This is a genomic window from Acinetobacter sp. GSS19, from assembly GCF_028621895.1.
Taxonomy (GTDB): domain Bacteria; phylum Pseudomonadota; class Gammaproteobacteria; order Pseudomonadales; family Moraxellaceae; genus Acinetobacter.
Genome location: NZ_CP117520.1, coordinates 1,219,961 through 1,239,173 on the forward strand (window position 1 = coordinate 1,219,961; position 19,213 = coordinate 1,239,173).

23 protein-coding genes are annotated in these 19,213 nt (G+C 40.6%); 12 read left to right on the forward strand and 11 right to left on the reverse strand.

All coding sequences use genetic code 11. The annotated features are described in order from the left end of the window. Positions 1-135: 135 nt before the first annotated feature. On the forward strand, positions 136-948 hold the full coding sequence (locus tag PGW99_RS05835) for an IclR family transcriptional regulator (protein WP_273779283.1): 813 nt from the start codon (positions 136-138) through the stop codon (positions 946-948). Between the two features lie 50 nt (positions 949-998). Here PGW99_RS05835 and PGW99_RS05840 read toward each other — a convergent pair whose 3' ends face one another. Continuing rightward, a complete protein-coding gene (locus PGW99_RS05840; RefSeq protein WP_273779284.1) occupies positions 999-1,283 on the reverse strand; it encodes a hypothetical protein in 285 nt (94 codons plus the stop codon). A 103-nt stretch (positions 1,284-1,386) separates the two neighbouring features. Then, positions 1,387-2,001: a cytochrome b/b6 domain-containing protein gene (locus tag PGW99_RS05845; protein WP_273779285.1), complete on the reverse strand. Its 615-nt coding sequence runs from the start codon at positions 1,999-2,001 to the stop codon at positions 1,387-1,389. Positions 2,002-2,260: 259 nt separating this feature from the next. On the opposite strand from PGW99_RS05845, the gene PGW99_RS05850 reads away from it, so the two are divergent. The 5 genes from PGW99_RS05850 to PGW99_RS05870 all read left to right on the forward strand — a co-directional run bounded on the left by PGW99_RS05850 (position 2,261) and on the right by PGW99_RS05870 (position 6,314). After that, a complete protein-coding gene (locus tag PGW99_RS05850) occupies positions 2,261-2,668 on the forward strand; it encodes a rhodanese-like domain-containing protein (RefSeq protein ID WP_273779286.1) in 408 nt (135 codons plus the stop codon). 204 nt (positions 2,669-2,872) lie between these two features. Then, complete coding sequence (locus PGW99_RS05855) at positions 2,873-3,223, forward strand: NirD/YgiW/YdeI family stress tolerance protein (RefSeq protein WP_443098213.1); 351 nt, start codon at positions 2,873-2,875, stop codon at positions 3,221-3,223. Between the two features lie 102 nt (positions 3,224-3,325). Further along, complete coding sequence (locus PGW99_RS05860; RefSeq protein WP_273779287.1) at positions 3,326-3,985, forward strand: response regulator transcription factor; 660 nt, start codon at positions 3,326-3,328, stop codon at positions 3,983-3,985. After that, a complete protein-coding gene (locus PGW99_RS05865) occupies positions 3,986-5,341 on the forward strand; it encodes a sensor histidine kinase (RefSeq protein ID WP_273779288.1) in 1,356 nt (451 codons plus the stop codon). Between the two features lie 358 nt (positions 5,342-5,699). Then, the gene (locus PGW99_RS05870; protein ID WP_273779289.1) at positions 5,700-6,314 is read left to right on the forward strand and encodes a riboflavin synthase subunit alpha; all 615 of its coding nucleotides are present in this window, start codon (positions 5,700-5,702) and stop codon (positions 6,312-6,314) included. A 221-nt stretch (positions 6,315-6,535) separates the two neighbouring features. Here the strand turns inward: PGW99_RS05870 and PGW99_RS05875 are convergent, their stop codons facing one another. The 3 genes from PGW99_RS05875 to PGW99_RS05885 all read right to left on the reverse strand — a co-directional run bounded on the left by PGW99_RS05875 (position 6,536) and on the right by PGW99_RS05885 (position 9,183). Then, positions 6,536-7,027: a flavin reductase gene (locus PGW99_RS05875; RefSeq protein WP_273779290.1), complete on the reverse strand. Its 492-nt coding sequence runs from the start codon at positions 7,025-7,027 to the stop codon at positions 6,536-6,538. A gap of 107 nt (positions 7,028-7,134) precedes the next feature. Continuing rightward, the gene (locus PGW99_RS05880) at positions 7,135-8,163 is read right to left on the reverse strand and encodes a methionine synthase (RefSeq protein ID WP_273779292.1); all 1,029 of its coding nucleotides are present in this window, start codon (positions 8,161-8,163) and stop codon (positions 7,135-7,137) included. 27 nt (positions 8,164-8,190) lie between these two features. Next, complete coding sequence (locus tag PGW99_RS05885) at positions 8,191-9,183, reverse strand: DUF1852 domain-containing protein (protein ID WP_273779293.1); 993 nt, start codon at positions 9,181-9,183, stop codon at positions 8,191-8,193. Between the two features lie 829 nt (positions 9,184-10,012). On the opposite strand from PGW99_RS05885, the gene hmpA reads away from it, so the two are divergent. After that, entirely contained in the window at positions 10,013-11,221 is a 1,209-nt protein-coding gene (hmpA, locus tag PGW99_RS05890; RefSeq protein WP_273779294.1) for an NO-inducible flavohemoprotein, read from the forward strand. 64 nt (positions 11,222-11,285) lie between these two features. On the opposite strand, the gene PGW99_RS05895 is transcribed toward hmpA, so the two are convergent. Both PGW99_RS05895 and PGW99_RS05900 read right to left on the reverse strand, forming a co-directional pair. After that, on the reverse strand, positions 11,286-11,681 hold the full coding sequence (locus tag PGW99_RS05895; RefSeq protein WP_443098214.1) for an autotransporter domain-containing protein: 396 nt from the start codon (positions 11,679-11,681) through the stop codon (positions 11,286-11,288). A 159-nt stretch (positions 11,682-11,840) separates the two neighbouring features. Continuing rightward, entirely contained in the window at positions 11,841-12,497 is a 657-nt protein-coding gene (locus tag PGW99_RS05900) for an ArsR/SmtB family transcription factor (protein WP_273779296.1), read from the reverse strand. 191 nt (positions 12,498-12,688) lie between these two features. Here PGW99_RS05900 and PGW99_RS05905 point away from each other — a divergent pair, with 191 nt between their 5' ends. The 3 genes from PGW99_RS05905 (at position 12,689) to PGW99_RS05915 (ending at position 14,418) form a co-directional block, all read left to right on the forward strand. Further along, positions 12,689-13,987 (forward strand): MFS transporter, encoded by a 1,299-nt coding sequence (locus tag PGW99_RS05905; RefSeq protein WP_273779297.1) that lies wholly within the window; start codon positions 12,689-12,691, stop codon positions 13,985-13,987. 80 nt (positions 13,988-14,067) lie between these two features. Then, a complete protein-coding gene (locus PGW99_RS05910; RefSeq protein WP_273779298.1) occupies positions 14,068-14,259 on the forward strand; it encodes a DsrE family protein in 192 nt (63 codons plus the stop codon). A 12-nt stretch (positions 14,260-14,271) separates the two neighbouring features. Continuing rightward, positions 14,272-14,418, forward strand: a complete 147-nt coding sequence (locus PGW99_RS05915; protein WP_273779299.1) for a hypothetical protein — start codon at positions 14,272-14,274, stop codon at positions 14,416-14,418. 106 nt (positions 14,419-14,524) lie between these two features. On the opposite strand, the gene leuE is transcribed toward PGW99_RS05915, so the two are convergent. Both leuE and PGW99_RS05925 read right to left on the reverse strand, forming a co-directional pair. After that, positions 14,525-15,175, reverse strand: a complete 651-nt coding sequence (leuE, locus tag PGW99_RS05920) for a leucine efflux protein LeuE (RefSeq protein ID WP_273779300.1) — start codon at positions 15,173-15,175, stop codon at positions 14,525-14,527. Positions 15,176-15,532: 357 nt separating this feature from the next. After that, a complete protein-coding gene (locus PGW99_RS05925) occupies positions 15,533-15,892 on the reverse strand; it encodes a YidH family protein (protein ID WP_273779301.1) in 360 nt (119 codons plus the stop codon). Between the two features lie 207 nt (positions 15,893-16,099). Between PGW99_RS05925 and PGW99_RS05930 the strand changes: the two genes are divergently transcribed. Together PGW99_RS05930 and PGW99_RS05935 are read left to right on the forward strand one after the other, a co-directional pair. Then, a complete protein-coding gene (locus PGW99_RS05930; protein WP_273779302.1) occupies positions 16,100-16,369 on the forward strand; it encodes a hypothetical protein in 270 nt (89 codons plus the stop codon). 11 nt (positions 16,370-16,380) lie between these two features. Continuing rightward, positions 16,381-17,519 (forward strand): IS3 family transposase gene (locus PGW99_RS05935; protein WP_100223103.1). Its coding sequence is split into 2 segments (ribosomal slippage): positions 16,381-16,639 and positions 16,639-17,519, totalling 1,140 coding nucleotides; the frame shifts between segments, so codons are not numbered across the junction. 202 nt (positions 17,520-17,721) lie between these two features. On the opposite strand, the gene PGW99_RS05940 is transcribed toward PGW99_RS05935, so the two are convergent. Continuing rightward, on the reverse strand, positions 17,722-18,507 hold the full coding sequence (locus PGW99_RS05940; protein WP_273779303.1) for an acetoin reductase: 786 nt from the start codon (positions 18,505-18,507) through the stop codon (positions 17,722-17,724). Between the two features lie 330 nt (positions 18,508-18,837). Then, a complete protein-coding gene (locus PGW99_RS05945) occupies positions 18,838-19,167 on the reverse strand; it encodes a four-helix bundle copper-binding protein (RefSeq protein WP_273779304.1) in 330 nt (109 codons plus the stop codon). Positions 19,168-19,213: the final 46 nt, after the last annotated feature.

Here is a 19,213-nt window from a genome sequence, read left to right on the forward strand (position 1 = left end):
CTCAGATCCGTATTGTCTATCCTGAGTTTAGCGCTCACCTGTACAGACGAAAATCTGCACTTTACTGCCTCTTTTCTGCTATAAGACAGGGTATTGAAAAGGATTTCATATTGTTAAGGGAGTAAATCACGCATCATGGCCATTTCGAGTTTTGCTAAGATTCTGACTGTCCTGGATTTATTCTCAGTTACACGCCCCATCATCAATGTCGAGACCATTTGCGATGAACTAGGCTTGTCCAAACCCACTGCCTATCGTTATCTCAAGGAACTGGTTTCAGCCAATATCTTGAGACGTATTAGTGGAACGTCAGGTGATTACACGCTGGGCCCAAAGATTGCAATTTTAGATTACATTTCCCGTACGACCGACCCGTTGGTTCAGATCAGTATTCCTTTTATGCAAACCATCGTGGAACGTACCGAACTCAGTTGTCTGATTACCTATCTGAACCATGATTCCTGCATTGATCTGCACCATGAACTGTTCGAACCATTTGATGTTGGCACTTATGGTCGTGGCTGCCCAAGACCAGTCTATATTGGTTCATCGGCAAAGGTGATTTTGGCCCATTTGCCTAAACAAAAAATCCGCGACTACTATAGCCGTTTTGCCACTCAACTCGCAGAACTAGACTTTGCCATCGATGAAACCGGTTTTTTACAACAGATGAAAAAAATCAAAAAACAGGGCTACTACCTGTCAGAAGGTGAACTAGACCCCAATATTTGCGGACTGTCTGTGCCTATTTGTTTTTCTAATAAAGAGGTTCCTTTGGCGCTGACCGTACTCGGTTCAAAAAACCGTTTTGAATTTATCAATGTGGACAAAGTGATTGGTATGTTGCAAACAAGTGCTCATCAGATCGAACAGAGTTTTGCAGGCATCTCCGAAAGTCAGCATGATGGGATAAGCACAGAAGTGTTTAGGTCGGCTTCAAGAGAGTGATGAAATCATCTCAAATCATTGAGCTGAACTTATCGTTTTTGAAATTCCCTTTATAGCGTTTCATGATCAAAGAACGCCAAGAAAAGAAGAATCACGCCCATCAAAAGGTAGGGACATAAATATAAGGCAATTGCTGCAAGCCACGCCCAATCCCATCCGTAATGTGCACCAAGAACACCAAAGATCGTACCCACAATAGGAATGCCGGCTGTAATCAATGCAACGATGAGCCCTAATAGGCTATTCCATTCAAGAACATCATGAAAATAACTATAGATCGCAAAAAATTGCGTAATGGTAATGATCCAGTACCCTATAAATTTAATGAGTTTCATGATTCCCTGTATCCTCCAGAGTTTTCTATTGCATCGAGCAATCCAGCATCCTTGAGCAATGCTGGACTGTAGCCAAATTTATCTGTGCTGTTTTTACGAGGCCTTAGTTGAAATACCAAAACCAGAAAGTTAGCAAGATGCCCAATGAAAGGATTAGAGAAAACAGCGTGAACCATGAATGTGACTCATGCCCCCAAAACATACGCTTTGCCAGTAATTTTTTGAGAACAACACTATTTAAGATCAGGAAGGCAAGATGTAGCAATACACTAGCCAACAACAGATTTACAAAGAGTTCATGCACTTCTTCTAAAGTATGGCTGTGGGTGTAGTCTGTTAAATAGCCTGCCAGTACAGTTAATGGCATTACACAAAAAAGACCCAGTATGCTCAGCTGAAATAGGCTAGAAGTGGCCGATTTCAAAAACGTTGCAGAAAACCATGACCGCGGTTGCGCCCAATGACGTTGCACAAACTGCTTGATAATATGAAATCGACGTCCCCCTCCAGCAGGCTGAGTATGTGCGAATCGTGGGGCAAAAAACTGCCATAAAATCCTTAAAGTCAGTGCAATCGCAAGCGTATAGCCAAATGCCATATGCACGTGATGCCATTCTTCTTCCTCCCCAGTGAGATAAGCTCCAGCAAAACTCAAAATAAGCACAAGATGCAGGAATCGAACCAGTAAATCAGTAGATATCACTTTATTTGGAGTCATACGAAACCTTCTATAGACTGTATTTGCGTTGCAGAATAGCAACCCAAGATGAGTTGAATCTGAAGATACAATCTACGAGGTCAGGTTCATGATGCTTTTATTTATTAATAGGTTTTGGCTATTTATGTTTAATTTCAATCTTCAATACCTTTGATCTCATCGAGATATTGAAAAGAAATCGAAAGCCTTTTTACAATAAGCCAGTTTATGTAGCGTATTATAAAAACAATAACTCAAGATCATAATAATGAGGTGTAGCATGAAGACCCCAGATCAACTAATTTCTGAAGCGAAAAATCAAATCGTGGAAATTTCTGTGGAAAAACTCTATGAAGAATATTTAAAACATCCTGATCTCATTTTGATAGATGTTCGCGAGCCCGAAGAATATCAAGCCGCATCAATAGATCGTGCAGTAAATTTTCCACGAGGAATGTTAGAGATGAAAATTGCTCAACACCCTGTGGTCAATCACCACTGTGACCTTGAACTGGCTTTAAAGGAATTATCAGAGAAAAATATTTATTTGATTTGTGGTACAGGAGCTCGTTCCTCTTTGGCCACGCTCGCTCTGCAAAATATGGGGTTTATGAAACTTTATTCAGTTCAAGGAGGAATGCAAGCCTGGATTGCAGCAGGTTTACCCACTATTTCATATTTAAACTAACGTCTCTACAGCATTAAATAAACATAGCCATATTGATTCGTGAGGTTTGATTATCACTTTTCCTCTAAAAGTCTAGATTTCTCACTGTCTAACAGTTGTGCACTTATTTTATTCAGCTTGAGTAGCGATCTTAAGATTCAGCTCATCTACATTTGATTAAATTTTTGCATGGAAAGATAGATTCTTTGTTTTGAGGAGAGAAAGATGCAAGCATGCAAACAGGTGATTTTAGCCATGAGTTTAGGCCTGACCTCGATGATGGCGCTAGCGGATCAACACCATTCCCCTGCCAACACGATAACAACTGTCAAACAGGCATTCACTGCAAATAATGATACTCCAGTACGTTTGACGGGTTATATCGTTAAAGCGATGGGTGATGAAAAATATCAATTCCGTGATGATACGGGTTTGATCACGGTTGATATTGATATTGATAAATTGCAGGGTCAGTCACTTTCAGCAAAAAATAAAATTACGATCCATGGTGAAGTCGACATTGATCATAAGCCACGTAAGCAGGTGGAAATTGAGGTAGATCAGATCAAATTCTAAGGATTAAGTCTTTAAAAACCACATATTTTTTATGTGGTTTTTATTTCTTTTTTCTGAGGCTCAACTATAGTCAAATAAATGACCTCATGACTGAGTAAGCGAATGCGTATTTTACTTGCAGAAGATGATCATTCTCAGGCTGAAAGCATTAAAACCTGGCTTGAAATGGATGGTTATAATGTAGATTGGGTTGAGCGCGGAGACCATGCGCTGTTGGCGATTGAGCAGCACAGCTATGATTGTATATTACTTGATCGTGGTTTACCCAAAACCACGGGTGATGAGATTTTAACAGCCTTAAGGACAAAAGAATTCGCCACCCCTGTCATTTTTCTGACCGCACGTGACAGTATTAATGACCGCGTCGAAGGTCTAGATTTGGGTGCAAATGATTATCTGATTAAACCTTTTAGCTTAGAAGAGCTATCCGCACGAGTCCGTACACAATTGCGCCGTCAGCAAAGCAACACTGGACAGCAACTGAGTTTTGCGAATTTAAGATTGGATCCACACGCTAAAACTCTGATGAAAGATAAGGACGTCATCAACTTAACGTCTAAAGAGTTTCAGATTTTATATAAACTCATGCAAAAGCCAGATCATGTCATCACCCGAGATCAACTAGAGGAATCGTTATATGCTTGGGGAGATGAAATTGAAAGCAATGCCATTGAAGTCTTTATTTATCAATTACGCAAAAAAATAGGCAGTCAATATATTAAAACGATTCGTGGACTGGGTTATCGGATGAGTCAAAACTAAATGACAGCGGTTGTTTCATTACAAACGAAATTAATCAAGACTTCACTGCTCAGCTCAATTGTGGCTGGGATTTTGGCATTACTTATTTTCATCGGTATTTCCTGGTATCAAACCACGGAAACACAGGATGAAATCATGCATGAAGTGGCCGGTATGTTACTCATCAAAAGCATACAGTTGGGCACAGAACAATCTGTAGATGAATTAAGTGATGAGTTTGAGATCCAATACCGCCTGAGTTCACCAAACCAGTTGATAACACAATCCGAGCATTTCGAATTTGATACCCAGCAAACCACATGGAATTTGGGTTTTAACTCTACTTATGGTTTGGTCTGGCAGCAGCACCAATTATGGCGAACTTATCATGAAAATCGTCCAGAAGTCGGTATGAGCGTTCTGCTGGTACAACCGATGGGTGAACGTTTTCAGGTCGTTGGAAACAGTATCGCCGGTTATAGTTTGGTGCTGTTAGTCTTGTGGTTAATACAGTGGTTAATTTTACATTTTGCGATACGACGTCATTTTAGAACCTTGCAGCAACTATCCAATAATATTTCCTGTAAAGGGATCGAGGATTTATCACCGATTCAGACACCCTCGCCCGTTTTTAAAGAATTGCAACCGATCCTATTGCAATTAAATCAATTGCTCACACGCCTGAAAGATTCCTTGATTGCCGAGCAGCGCTTCACCGCAGATGCATCCCATGAATTACGTTCGCCGTTATCTGCCATTCAAATGCGTTTACAAGTTTTGAAACGTAAGTATCCTGAAATGGCACAGGATTTTATTCCTGTTCAGCAGGATGTTAGCCGTGGCGTGCAGGTGTTGGAGAATTTATTGCTTCTGGCCCGTTTGGACCCCGCCCATGCTGATCAGTTGCCTAGAACTGAGCTATTTCTTGACACCGTTTTTCAAGACGTGCTGCAAGCTTTACAGCCTTTTTCTCAACAAAAATTAGTGATGATCCAGGTCGATATAACTGCTGGATTATCTGTTCAGGTAAATGAGCAACTCTTTTTCACATGTATACGCAATCTTGTTGATAATGCTATTCGTTATGCAACACACCAAGGGCAAGTGCTGATCTATGCTGAACAGCAGGCGGATACCGTCGAAATCAGCATTGAAAATAGTGGTTCAGGAATCAGTGATGAGGTATTACAACGTTTAGGAGAACGTTTTTATCGGGCACTCGGGACACAGACTCAAGGATCTGGTTTGGGACTATCGATCTGTAAAAAAATTATTGAATTACATAAAGGCAAAATCAGCTTTGAACCCTCCAAGCTCGGTGGTCTGAAAGTTTCTCTTCGACTTCCCAACTTACTTGATCGTCAGGAGACAATATGACGAACCGTGAATTTGGATGTTTTGACACAACATCTCCAGCCCAGACTCTAAGAGAAAATTCCACTTTTAGTTCCTCTGATTTTTAGAGGGATTATCCTGTGAATTTAAGCTGAGAATATTTTTGGCTACAGGCAGTTGATCACTCAAAATAGTAAGCCTTACCTAGTGTGCATAAAATTCCTGTTGAACATGAGAGTAAATATAAACTGCGATTGATTGTTGGATCTTTATTCTATAATAAAGCGCTGCTTAAAGGATTTTTCTGTCTCTTTTTGAATGGAACGATGAGATTCAGTAGCTGGATTAAAGATTCCCACTTACAATTGGACTGAATTGAAAAACTGGTGATAGTTAAAATATGTATACAGGTATCGTTCAAGGTTTAGAAAAAGTCGTCGACATCCAGAAAGGAAACGGTTTTATCACTTTGGTCGTTAGTGATCAGCAGGGTTTCTTTAATGATGTTTTCATTGGTGCAAGTGTGGCGATCAATGGGGTCTGTTTGACGGTCACTACCATTGATACTGCACAGCAGCACATACATTTTGATATCTCAGACGTAACCCTCGCACTTACCACACTCAAAGATGTACAGATCGGTGATGAAGTCAATATTGAGCGTTCAGCCAAAGTCGGTGCTGAAAATGGTGGGCACAACCTTTATGGACATATTGAAGGTACTGCGACGGTAGCCAGTCTGGAACGCCGTGGTGAGACCCTGCATGTAGATTTAACTATCCCAGCCGGTAATATTAAGTATTTTTTCCTAAAAGGTTTTATTGGGTTAAATGGTTGCAGTTTGACGATTAACCGAGTGGATCGTGCTTTGGGAGAAATTTCGGTTGATCTCATTCCGGAAACTTTACGTCTGACGACCTGGAAGAATATTCAGCCTGGAGATGAGGTCAATTATGAAATTGACCAGATGACCCGGACGCTGGTAGATACGTTGGAAAATCTACATCAGCGCTAAGCAATTCAATTCATTAATATTTTTGTTATTCTTGACAGTTAATGTTTTATTGCTCCCCTTCTAAATAGTAGTTTCGAATAGAGCTTTATTGGCTGTTTATGTCATCATTCTTGTTTAATACAGTGGCACCATTGTTGTGCCACTACTTACATTGATTTTTTTCTAAAGATTTTTATTAATATTTAATTTGTAGCTTTATAAATTCTTATTTTAAAATTTACTTAGGCTATTTCAGTTTCTCCAACCTGATGATAAGCACGATTAAAGTAGACCAAAGCGGAATCTTGTTGATTTTTTTGTATAGCTACAATCGGACAAATAAAAATCGTATGTGTTCCTACTTCTTGAATTTGTTCAATTTCACAATCAAAGCTGACTAAGGCATCCGTTAACACCGGACAGCCTGTTGCTAATTCAGTCCAATCCCCATATTCAAAGCGCTGTTCTGAACTCATTTTCGATGCAAAGGCGTGGGAAAGTTGTTCATGCTGAGCACCTAATACATTGACTGCCAAAACTTTATTCTCAACAAAATAAGCATGTGAGCGTGATGATTTATTCATACACACCAACAAGGTCGGTGGTGTATCTGTGACGCTACATACCGCAGATGCTGTAAAGCCGTGATGACCAGATGCGCCCATCGTAGTTACCACATTCACCGCACTGCTTAATGAAGACATTGCATTTTTAAAGTCTGTAGCGTCAACCATCACTTGATTCCTATATCTTGCTATATCTTTGGGTGAGCGATTGCTCAGGGCTTTCTTGAGTCAGAATATTCCAATCAAAAACACCCCTTCACATATCCTATTTTGAGTTAAGCAGAAAGCTCTCGACGAATAATCTCTGCGCCTGCACTTAAAGCATTGAGCTTGCCGCGTGCCACTTGGCGAGATAACGGCGCCATACCACAGTTGCTTGAAGGATAGAGCTTGTCTGCATCTACAAATTGTAGGGCTTTGCGCAGAGTATCCGCCACTTCTTCTGCTGTTTCAATAACATCGGTTGCGACATCAATCGCCCCTACCATGACTTTTTTACCCCGAATGAGCTCAATCAGTTCCATCGGCACACGGGAATTGTGACATTCTAACGAAACGATATCGATCTTAGATTTTTGTAATTTAGGAAAGACTTCTTCATATTGGCGCCATTCTGAACCAAGTGTTTTTTTCCAGTCCGTATTGGCTTTAATGCCATAGCCATAGCAGATATGTACCGCCGTCTCACACTTCAAGCCTGCTAATGCACGTTCTAAAGTTGCAATGCCCCAGTCATTCACCTCATCAAAAAACACATTAAATGCTGGCTCATCGAATTGAATGATATCTACCCCCGCTGCTTCGAGCTCTAAAGCCTCTTGATTGAGAATTTTGGCAAATTCCCACGCCAATTTTTCACGACTTTTATAGTGGCCATCATACAAGGTATCAATCATAGTCATTGGACCAGGCAGTGCCCATTTAATGGGTTGATCGGTCAGCGAGCGAAGAAACCTCGCATCTTCAACAAAGACGGGTTTTTGACGGGATACTTCCCCCACCACTGATGGTACGCTGGCATCATAGCGATCACGGATTTTCACGATTTCGCGTTTATCGAAGTCGACACCATCAAGATGTTCAATAAATGTAGTCACAAAATGCTGACGGGTTTGTTCACCATCACTGACAATATCAATGCCTGCTTGTTGCTGTTCATGCAAGGCCAAACGTAAAGCATCAAGTTTGCCATCAATCAGCTCTTGCCCTTGTAATTTCCACGGCGACCAAAGTTTTTCCGGTTCCGCCAGCCAAGAAGGTTTTGGTAAGCTGCCAGCCGTTGAGGTCGGTAATAAGCGTTTCATAATCAATAATCTTCTATATTCTGGATATTAAGCCGCTTGATCTTCAAGCTTATAGCTTGCTGCCCATTGCTCAAGGATGCCTTGATAGGGTTTGATAAAGTGTTCTTCAGTCCACTTGCCTTGTTTAACTGCCAATTGACTACGTTCAACACGATCATAGACAATTTGGGTCAATGAATAATCCTGATACTCAAGACTCGGTTGATATACATGCCCCGCATTGGAGTTGGCATTGTAAATTTCAGGACGGTAAATCTTTTGAAATGTTTCCATGGTGCTAATGGTACTAATCAACTCAAGATCTGTGTAATCACCAAGTAAGTCACCATTAAAATAGAAGGCCAAAGGTGCAGCCGCATTTGTGGGCATGAAATAACGTACGTTTAAGCCCATCTTCTTGAAGTATTCATCGGTTCGTGAATATTCATCTTGCTTGTATTCGACACCTAACACAGGATGCTGATTCGCAGTACGGTGATAGGTTTTTGTGGTTGAAACACTCAGACAAATGACAGGATTTTTATCAAACTCTGCTTTGAATGCTTCCGAATTTACGAGATATTGATACAGCTTACCGTGCAAATCACCAAAATTTTCTGGCTTATTCGATGCTGGGTTTTTATTAATATGTTCGGGCAGTACTACGCTAAAGTCATAATCACGGACATAAGATGAGAAACTATTGCCGATCATGCCATCAATACGCTGATTGTTTTTATGATCCACAATGGTAGTTTCAAGCATTTCAATCGCAGGGAAAGTTTTGCCCTTACCTTCAACATCAATATCTACAGAAATGATATCCACTTCAACCGAATAACGGTCTGCTTTTGGGTTATCCCAATGTGCCAAAGCATTAAAACGGTTATTGATCATGCGTAAAGTGTTACGCAGATTCTGTTTACGGCTTTCACCTCGTGCTAAATTGGCAAAGTTCGTGGTAAGACGTGTGCTATCTGCTGGAAGATAGTTTTCATCGAAACGAATACGCTTAATTGAACAGACAAACTCTTTATTCATAGTGATCGCCACCCTAATTTTTGAGATCAATTAAATTTCTGAATGAGGCAATTTATACTCAAATAATGAGATGAATAAAAATGATTTTAAATAATCTAAAATTGAATTTAATTCATGATTTATTAGGGAAAGGACAATTTAAATAATGACTTCTTGGTTGATTGATATTTTTATAATTCTGCTTTTAATTAAAATATATTTTATAAAGCAAAGAGTTAAAACTTACTTCAAGCATAAGCCTGAATACTTAAAATCGCTAGTCTGAAGTGCTAGAAAGGAAGGTTGTAGAATTTACGAAAAGTTTCATTTCTCACATAAAATGAATTTATCTCATCTTAAAGTTAAAATATATCAATGTATTCACCCTGATTAATTTTTAAATGCGTAGCTGTACTCCAGGTATAAAATCAATTTTTAGGACTGCCACCGTCCCAGACAAGTATCCCTGATGCTTTTTTATAGACGAGAACTTACAACACTGGGAGAAATACGGAATTATTCGGGATTTATTTATGATCATTTTCTAGGTATTGGTTAAATTTTATTCCACAAAGAATAAAGCCCGATTTTTTCGGGCTTTTTCTTTGATACCCGCTAGGTGAGTCTACTCTACCACCAGTAACATCCTGTTCTTGTATGAATCCATCATGAGTAAAAACATACAACATGACCTTGATAGCCAAATACTTAAATCTATACCTACTAGAACGTACAAATTAACTCAACATTCTCATGAGAAATTGGGAACTTTATAAAATGTGATTGCCAATCATTTTTATAAGATGTATTTTAAATACATCTTATAAGTAACCGCAATGTGAGATCAACGATGACTCCGCAGCAAATTGAGTTAGTAAAAGCCACTGTACCTGTACTTCGTGAAAATGGTGTAGCTCTAACCGGCTATTTCTATAATCGCATGTTAGGTAATAATCCTGATCTAAAAGAAACGTTTAACATGGGACACCAACGTAGCGGAGCTCAGGCACAAGCCTTGGCAGGCGCGGTATTGGCTTATGCTGAAAATATTGAAGATCCATCTGTATTATTGCCTGTGGTTGAACTCATCGCCCATAAACACGTCAGCTTGAATATTCAATCACCTGATTACAACATTGTAGGTGAAAACTTATTACACTCGATTAGCGAAGTGCTTAACATTTCGATGGAAGACCCCTTGATTGCTGCTTGGGCTGCCGCTTATGGTCAATTGGCTGATCTATTTATCAGTACTGAAAAAGCCATTTATGACCAACATCAGCAAGCTAAAGGCAGCTGGTTAGGCTGGCGCAAGTTCAAAATTGCCAAAAAAGTGGTGGAAAGTGATGAAATTACCTCTTTCTATTTGCAACCTTCAGATGGTGGTGCCTTACCAACCTATGAAGCAGGTCAATATATTTCAGTTCGTGTATTTGTTGAAGAATTAGGTTTAAAACAGCCACGCCAGTACACGTTATCGACTAATCCACAAGCTGATTATCTACGTATCTCTGTAAAACGTGAGCATGAAAAAGGAGATTTGGCTGCTGGGTGGGTATCCAATACTTTACACGGTTTGCCAGAAGGTTCAGAAATTGAAGTTTCTGCTCCAACAGGTAATTTCTATCTGCTTGACTCAAATAAGCGTAATGTATTTATCAGTGGTGGTGTCGGCTTAACCCCAATGATTGCCATGTTGAATCAGTTAGTTACGTTATACATGCCACAGCCTGTTACTTTTATCCATGCCTGCCGTAACAAGCAAGTTCATGCCATGAAAAAAGATATTCAGGCATTGAAAGCAAAATATCCGCGCTTAAATACGTTTACGGTTTATGAATTCCCTCATTCAGATGATATTTTAGGGGAAGATTATGACGCGGCTGGCCGTTTAGATTTAATGAATATGGATCGCTCATTACTCCCAGTAAATGCAGATTACTATCTTTGTGGCCCAATGCCATTTATGGCTGAGCAACATAAAGCACTCGTTGCTCGTGGTATCCCTGCAGAAAATATTCACAGTGAAGCCTTTGGTACAGGTGGCGTAAAGCACTAATCTAGTGCATTCAAATGGCCTCATCGTGAGGCCATTTTTGAAATATCGAAAATTTTATTAGATTTTAGTTTGTTCTCTTAATACCCGTCACATCTACTTCAACTCGACGAAAAGTCTTCAAGGCTGATCTGATATATTGATAAGACAATTGGGCTTGTGGCTCGATCAACCAGTGACTGTTGCCTAACTTGTATAGATGGCCAACTTCAGCAGAAATGCCAGCGCCCCAACCATTTTGATCGACATTAACGCCATTACGAGCTTCATATTCGTTTTGCAAATAAGATACGTGACCCACTAAATCAAAATAGCTACCATTTTTATCATAGTAAGTCGAATATAAGCCTAAGCTAGCTACATCCGTTGTGCCTTCGCCCGTGTATTTATTCGCAGCCAAAAGGCCATTTTCTGCATGATAACGGTCAAAGAAGTCGATGCTACTACGGCCATAGCTCATCATGGCAGCCGTATGACGGCGTGAACCAGTATCTGGGTTATGCTGCCATAAGTTTTCTTCTCCTATGTTAGAAAAGGATCAAACTTATTTTTAAGTTTTAAAAAAATGATTTTAGGTAAATTCTCTTGATGCTTTAACCGAGATTCCTGTAAATATTTTCACTCATTGACTATTGAATTGTGTCCACTCAGCAACATTGGTTTTCAGTGCTGTTGCAGCATAACCTCGCTGTTTCAATACCTGAAGCGCATCTGCGGTCATAATGCAATACGGTCCACGGCAGTAGACGGTAATCGGAATCTCTGCGGGTAACTCATGTAAACGTTTTCTCAGCTCATTGAGTGGAATAGACTTTGCAAAAGGCAGATGAGCATGCGCAAATTCATTTTCCGGACGCACATCCAAAATGATCATTTCCCCTGCTTTGGCCTTTTCCAACAGAGTGTCGCGGTCTTCACGATACTGCTCCCCCTCGAGTTTACTAAGATGCTGTAAAGCATCCTGTAGTTCAAACAAACGATCTTGTGCAAAATTACGCATGGCATTTAGAAACTGGGGAATGCCCGCGCTCGCGAGCCGATATATCATCTGTTTACCTCGGCGTTCCGCGTTGACTAAACGAGCCAGACGTAACTCTTTCAAATGTGCACTGGTCAGTTTCACACTGATATTCGCTTCCTGCGCCAACAGCTCAACGGGTTTGCTGGCTTGTAACAACAAGTCCAGTAATTCTAATCGCTTTGGATTGCCAAGGACTTTGGCAATCCGAGCTAATTGAGCATAGAGTTCCGGTTTAATTTCCCGAGCATCAGCCATCATTGTTGCATCATCCTTTTACACAATTTCTCTGATTTTCTATCTTAGGGCATAAGCCATCAGTCCAGAATAACATTCCAAAGATATTTAGAATATTTTATATTATAACCATTCATAATCTGAAATTTCACCTCGACAAGCAGTCAAAATTCACGACTAATCCCATAAAGTTTACAAGTCAGGAGTACAGACCGATGTCGCAATTCAATCACTCTGAACAACAATATCACTACGGAATTCGTGAAAACCTGCTTCAGGTCGGCCATCAGCTGTTACAGGTGTTTCTGGTCGGCCTGACGATTGGCATGTTCCGGACAGTGGTTCCTGCTTTGGCTGAAGATGAATTTGGTGTGGCTAAAGGATCATTCATGATGCTGACCGCATTTGTGGTCGCATTCGGTTTTGTAAAAGGCACGCTGAATTTTGTGGCCGGACGCTGGTCTGAGCGGATCGGACGTAGAAAGGTCCTGATTTGGGGTTGGCTGGCAGCCATTCCGATTCCCTTTATGATTCTGTATGCCTCTTCCTGGGGCTGGATTGTCACAGCTACAATTCTACTCGGTGTCAATCAGGGTCTATGCTGGTCGATGACACAAACCTCGAAAATAGACATCACCCGTGCCGATGAGCGTGGTCTGACCATGGGGTTGAATGAATTTTCCGGATATGTCGGGGTGGCTTTGGCAGGCATTCTGACCGGTTACATGGCGTTGACTTGGGGACCGCGTTTGGGCTTGCTGATTTTTGGTTCAGTGGTCATCTCACTGGCTCTCATCCTAGCTATCTTTGCTGTTCGGGAAACGCAGGAATGGGCCAAGGCAGAAGCACATCAAAGCCTGACCCAGCCCCAGCATTTACAACTGTCCAAATTACCGCAAAATTTTCCCACCCATCCAACCACAGTACAAATGTTTCGCCTGATGAGTTGGGGAGATAAGCGTATGGCAGCTTTCTGTCAGGCTGGGATGATCGAAAAATTCGTCGATGCCCTGATCTGGGTGTTTTATCCGGTATTTCTCTATCAGCGCGGACTGGGCCTAGATGCAATTGGTTGGATTGTCGGTATATATGGCTTTGTCTGGGGAGGGACACAATTACTGACCGGAAAACTGTCTGATCATATTGGCCGGATGAAACCGATTATCTTGGGCATGTGGATTTGTGGTCTGGGTGTGGCAATGATGTTGATCCATGAGGGAATGCTGTGGTGGTCATTAAGTGCCGGAATCACCGGTTTTGGTATGGCCCTGCTCTATCCGAATCTGGGGGCTGCCGTGGCAGATATTTCCCATCCTAACTGGCGAGGTTCAGCAATTGGCATTTATCGCTTCTGGCGTGACCTAGGCTATGGTGTCGGTGCGCTGGGTTTTGGGCTGGTGGCACATTTTACCGGTGTAGTCACGGCAGGCTTTTGGTTTGTTGCCATTGCGATGTTCCTGTCTGGAGCACTGGTGATGCTCTGGGGAGAGGAGACTCACCCAAATCTGGACTAAGTCACAGACAACTTGGGATCGGTGCAGTATAGTCAATGAGTATTTGAAATCATAACAACCCCAACAGGAAGAAATAAAAAATGAAATACTTATTTATTTTTAACAGCGCAGCGTATGGCGATGAACGAACCTACAATGGTCTGCGTCTGGCAGGTGCATTAATTAAAAATGAGAATAATCAGGTTCGTCTATTTTTGATGGGAGATGCAGCCACTGCTGCAAAAAAGCCCAGAAAGTTCCAGCAGAATTCTATAATCTGGAAGTCATGTTAAGTCGTACCAGTCATGGCCATAAAGGCATACTTGGTGTATGTGGCGCCTATGGATGCACGGGGTTTTCAGGATGCTGAACTAATGCAGCATGCACACCGCAGTACCCTCAATGAATTAGCAGAATGGACTGAGTGGGTAGATAAGGTGCTAGTATTTTAAGGTTCAGTTTTCCCACATCATGGACTCATGGAGATCTGGTACCACTTTGATCATGTATAAAAATAATCAGGGTTTATCCCCTCGATTCAGCAGAATTCATTTAGCCCTACAAAGTAGCCATCGCCAGTTTAAGAGCAAATCCACAAAATAAAAGTCCAACTGCTGCGACACATGATGCTGTTATTTTATAACGGCGAGTAAAATAATCTGAAAGTTTTACGCCTGAAAAAATCAAAATAGATAAATAGCTCATACTAATAATTTGTAAAAGCACAGCAAGAGCCGTAAATGTTACAGCTGGGTACGGATAACGAGGATCCACAAACTGCACAAAGAACGATAAATAAAATAAAATAGCTTTAGGATTTAAAATACTAATCGTTAATGCAGTTTTAAACGGTCGCAATTTCTCAATATTTTTATTAATTGTTGCAATTTTCGTATTTGAATGCTGGGCATGCCAAGTGTGATTGGCAGCTATCAAGAGTTTAACACCCAAATAACTTAAATAAATTGCCCCAACAATTCTTAAAATGATAAATAACCAAGGGAAAGCATGCAGTAATGAGGCTGCTCCTAGTGCTGTGAGCAGAATCAAAATAAGATCACCGGTATACACACCTAAAGCACTCTTATAACCCGCTTTGATCCCAAAGCGTGAAGCAGTTGACATGACGTATAGAGAGTTGGGGCCAGGCAATAACACAATTAAAGTTGTGCCAATCACATAGGTAGTTATATCAGTTATACCGAGCACAAGACGCTCTCAAGCGATTACAAGAATTCATATATAAACTATAAAAAAAATCAACTGATTAAACAAAAATACTTCGCTACATTATTTAACAGGCTAGATATAGAAACGCTTATCATAATTTTAATCTACTGCTGAATCACAATGGACCAAGAAGTTCACATAAAAAGACCAACAAGTCCTGTTTATAAATAAAAATAGCGCTAAAAAATTCAGAGCGGATAGAGAAACCAATATAAATAGATCTCTTAGATTTAATACATTTGATGATATCTTTATTTCTATGGTTCGATTCAATCACCAAGCATAGCCTGTCTGGTATTGATTTCAACTGATCTAAGTCTAGTGAAAAAATTAACCTCATATCCAGAATGAAATGATGAGTAACATCCCGACAATGGTGTTAAATAAACTTAATACCATAGGTTGATGAGTACTATAACCTGCTATTAATTCAGATTCACTGAGAGACCTCAACCCTATACGATATTGAAGAATCGACCAAATACTGATAACCATGCCAAAAAAAATAATAATGATGCCTAACCATTTATAGTAAGTTACCTTATGGGCAAACAACATCGGGTTCACGATTTGCCCTAATAGTGTCGATTTCTCAATTACAAACCCAAAAGCAATCAATCCTAAGCTGCTTCTATTCCAAGCAAGTAGGGTTCTTTCGAGAGCAAAAAATACTCGGGGATCCTGCAGATTGGACATATATTTTTCCTAAAACCTTATAGAATTTTCTTAGTTTTTTATAAAATTGGCAGTACTTTAATCGATGATACCCTCCCACCCTTTTAATAAAGATGAGCAAAGCAGCTTGAGCAAGATAAGAATCTTATAACAAAATGTTTAGGAACGAACATCAAGTTCTAAAATTTAATAAAATGCCAGACAATCTTACTTAAAAAAGCAATAAAAATGAAAAAATTAATACAAACAGGTATTTTTACATTCTCGACAGCAATTCTTGTCTCATCAACCATGGCCGCACCTCAAGAGCCTATGAACAACAATTCATATAACCATGCATATATGCATTCTCCTGCTGCAAATCAAAGCCAACAGCAAATTCAGCAGCGTCATCAGCAACAAATGCAACAACGTCATCGTGAAATCGTACAAAGTCAGATATTGAAACTGGACTGCCACCACTCTCCTAGACAAATTTCGTCTATTCTTTTTGCATAGGAGAGAACATTATGAGTGGACAACGATACACCCCAGAATTTAAAGATGAAGCTGTTAAATTGATTACCGAACGTGGATATTCTGTCACTGATGTGGCTGAACGTTTAGGTGTATCACAGCACAGCATTTATAAATGGCTAAAGGCCGTACAGCCTTTACGCAACAACCCTGATGAACATGAACTACTCGAAGCAAAGAAAGAGATCCTTCGTCTTAAAAGTCAGCTTAAGCAAACTGAAGAAGAGCGAGATATCTTAAAAAAGGCCGCAAGGTACTTTGCAAGCCTGCCCGAGTAAAGTATCAGTTTATCCTTGAGTACAGCCATCAATTTAAGATTAAAACGATGTGTCGGGTTCTTAAGATTGCTCGTGCTGGCTATTACGCCTGGCTACATGAACCCGAATCAGGCAGAACAATTGAAGACAAACGGTTATTACAACTGATCCGCTCTTCTTATGATGCCAGTTATGGCATCTATGGTTATCGTCGCATCACGCTGGATCTTAAAGAGCTAGGTGAAAGCTGTGGCCCCAATCGTGTGCTGAAGATCATGAAGAACAATGGCATTGCCGCTGTTCGAGGATATAAAAAGCATAAAAGTTATGGTTGTGGCCGTCCTCCGATTGTGCCACCAAATCACTTAAATCGAGAGTTCGCTGTGAGCACCCCTGATACTTCCTGGGTGACTGATATTACCTACATCCGTACTTGGCAAGGCTGGTTATATCTGGCTGTGGTTCTCGATTTATATTCAAGGAAAGTCATCGGTTGGTCAATGAAACCTACGCTTGCCAAGGATATCGTTTTGGATGCACTTTTAATGGCGGTATGGCGACGCAGACCCAATGAACCTGTGATCATACACTCAGACCAAGGCTCACAATACAGTAGCGGAGACTGGCAGAAATTCTGTCAAAAGCATAATTTAGTTCCGAGTATGAGTCGTCGTGGAAACTGTTGGGACAATGCTGTTGCTGAATCCTTTTTTAGTAGTTTAAAGAAGGAAAGAATTAAAAAGAGGATCTATAAAACACGAGAAATGGCCCGTGCGGATGTGTTTGATTATATCGAGATGTTTTACAATCGAATCAGGCGTCATTCGCATCTCGATGGGATGAGCCCAGAAGCATTTGAGACAGCTTCAAAATGAGGCGGTCTCATGTCTAGGATACTGGGAGCAGTCCAGTATGCTCATCTATTGCTCCCCACAAACAATAGGACTTCGTGGGCAGATCAGGTTTGAGTTAGTACAGTTAATATTGTAGCTGTGATTTTTTCGAAAATAAGAACCTAAAATATAAAAGACCTAATGGAGGCAGATTAGGTCTTTTATCATAAGATGAAACTCGGGTTTAACGATAAACCATGCCGCCATCAGTAATGATGGATTGCCCAGTAATATAATCTGCATCCTCGCTCGCGAGGAAAGCAACCAAAGCTGCCACATCATCTGGAGTTTCGGTGCGTCCTAACGCAATACCTTCCGCATACTTTTTAAAAGTTTCACCAATTTTTGCACCTGTTAACTCTGCAAAACGCTGATCAATTTCCACCCACATATCTGTTCCGACAATCCCTGGACAGTAAGAATTAACCGTAATGCCTAAGTGAGCATATTCTTTAGCAGCCGCTTGGGTTAAGGCTCGAACAGCAAACTTGGTAGCAGAATAAACACTCAGCATCGCAAAACCATCATGTCCGGCAATTGAACAGGCATTAATAATTTTACCTTTCTGCTTTAAAGCCTGGAATTTTTTCGCCGCTGCCTGAATGCCCCATAGGACACCACCAAAATTGATATCGGTAATTTTATGGAATTCTTCTGGAGTGACATCATTTAAAGCTTGTACCTGTGCAATCCCAGCATTGTTAATCATCACATCGAAGCCACCGAGTTTGCTATAAGTATCTTCAATTGCTGCCGTCACTTGGTCGAGCTGACTAATATCTGCGATGGAAATGGAAGCCTTAACATGGCATGCTTCTATCTCGGCCTGTGTCGCTTTGAGTTTATCCTCATGCATATCTACCAAAGCGATATGCATGCCTTCTTTCGCCAAGCGTAAGGCAATGCCACGACCAATGCCTTTGGCACCCCCGGTCACTAGGGCGACTTTTCCATTTAATCCTCTGGACATTTCTCTTTCCTCTTTTTTTGTTCTTGCAGACGAAATCGTCTGTGATTGTTTGATTTATTTGTATAAATATGAACCTAAATTAAGAGGGATGCCAGATTATTCATAATTTGTTTAAATCTAATCTAGGGCGGGTATTCAGAGGAAGATATTAATTTTTTAAAATATGCAAATTATGATGAGGTATGATTGCAAGAAGATGATCTATGACTATCAGGTTCAGGATGATCTGCTCTACACAAATCATCCTTTTACTGTTTGCTAAAACTCATGCTATGACAACGTTTAAACTATAACTATTGTCTAATAATCAGTTCAGAGTTGACAATCTAGCTAAGCCGCCATCTTACGACACTCTACGGCGCAGCGACGGCAGGCTTCAGCACATTGCTGGCAATGGGCCGCCTGATGTTTACTGCACTCGTCAGCACAATACTCACAGACTTTGGCACACATTGCACAAATTTCCTGTATAAATGGCGATTTACGCTGTTCAGCCTGAGCGCATAGATGGCAAATATCTGCACATTCCAAGCATCGTTTGATGCACTCACGCATCATTTCCATCTGATCTTCATTAATACATTCGGTTGCACAGGACGTACAAGCCAATGAACACACCATACATGCTTGAGCGCATTCCGAAAAATTAAGGGTATGCATAGAGGTCTCCTAATCTATAAAAGTTAAAATGGATCCTCTAATACGC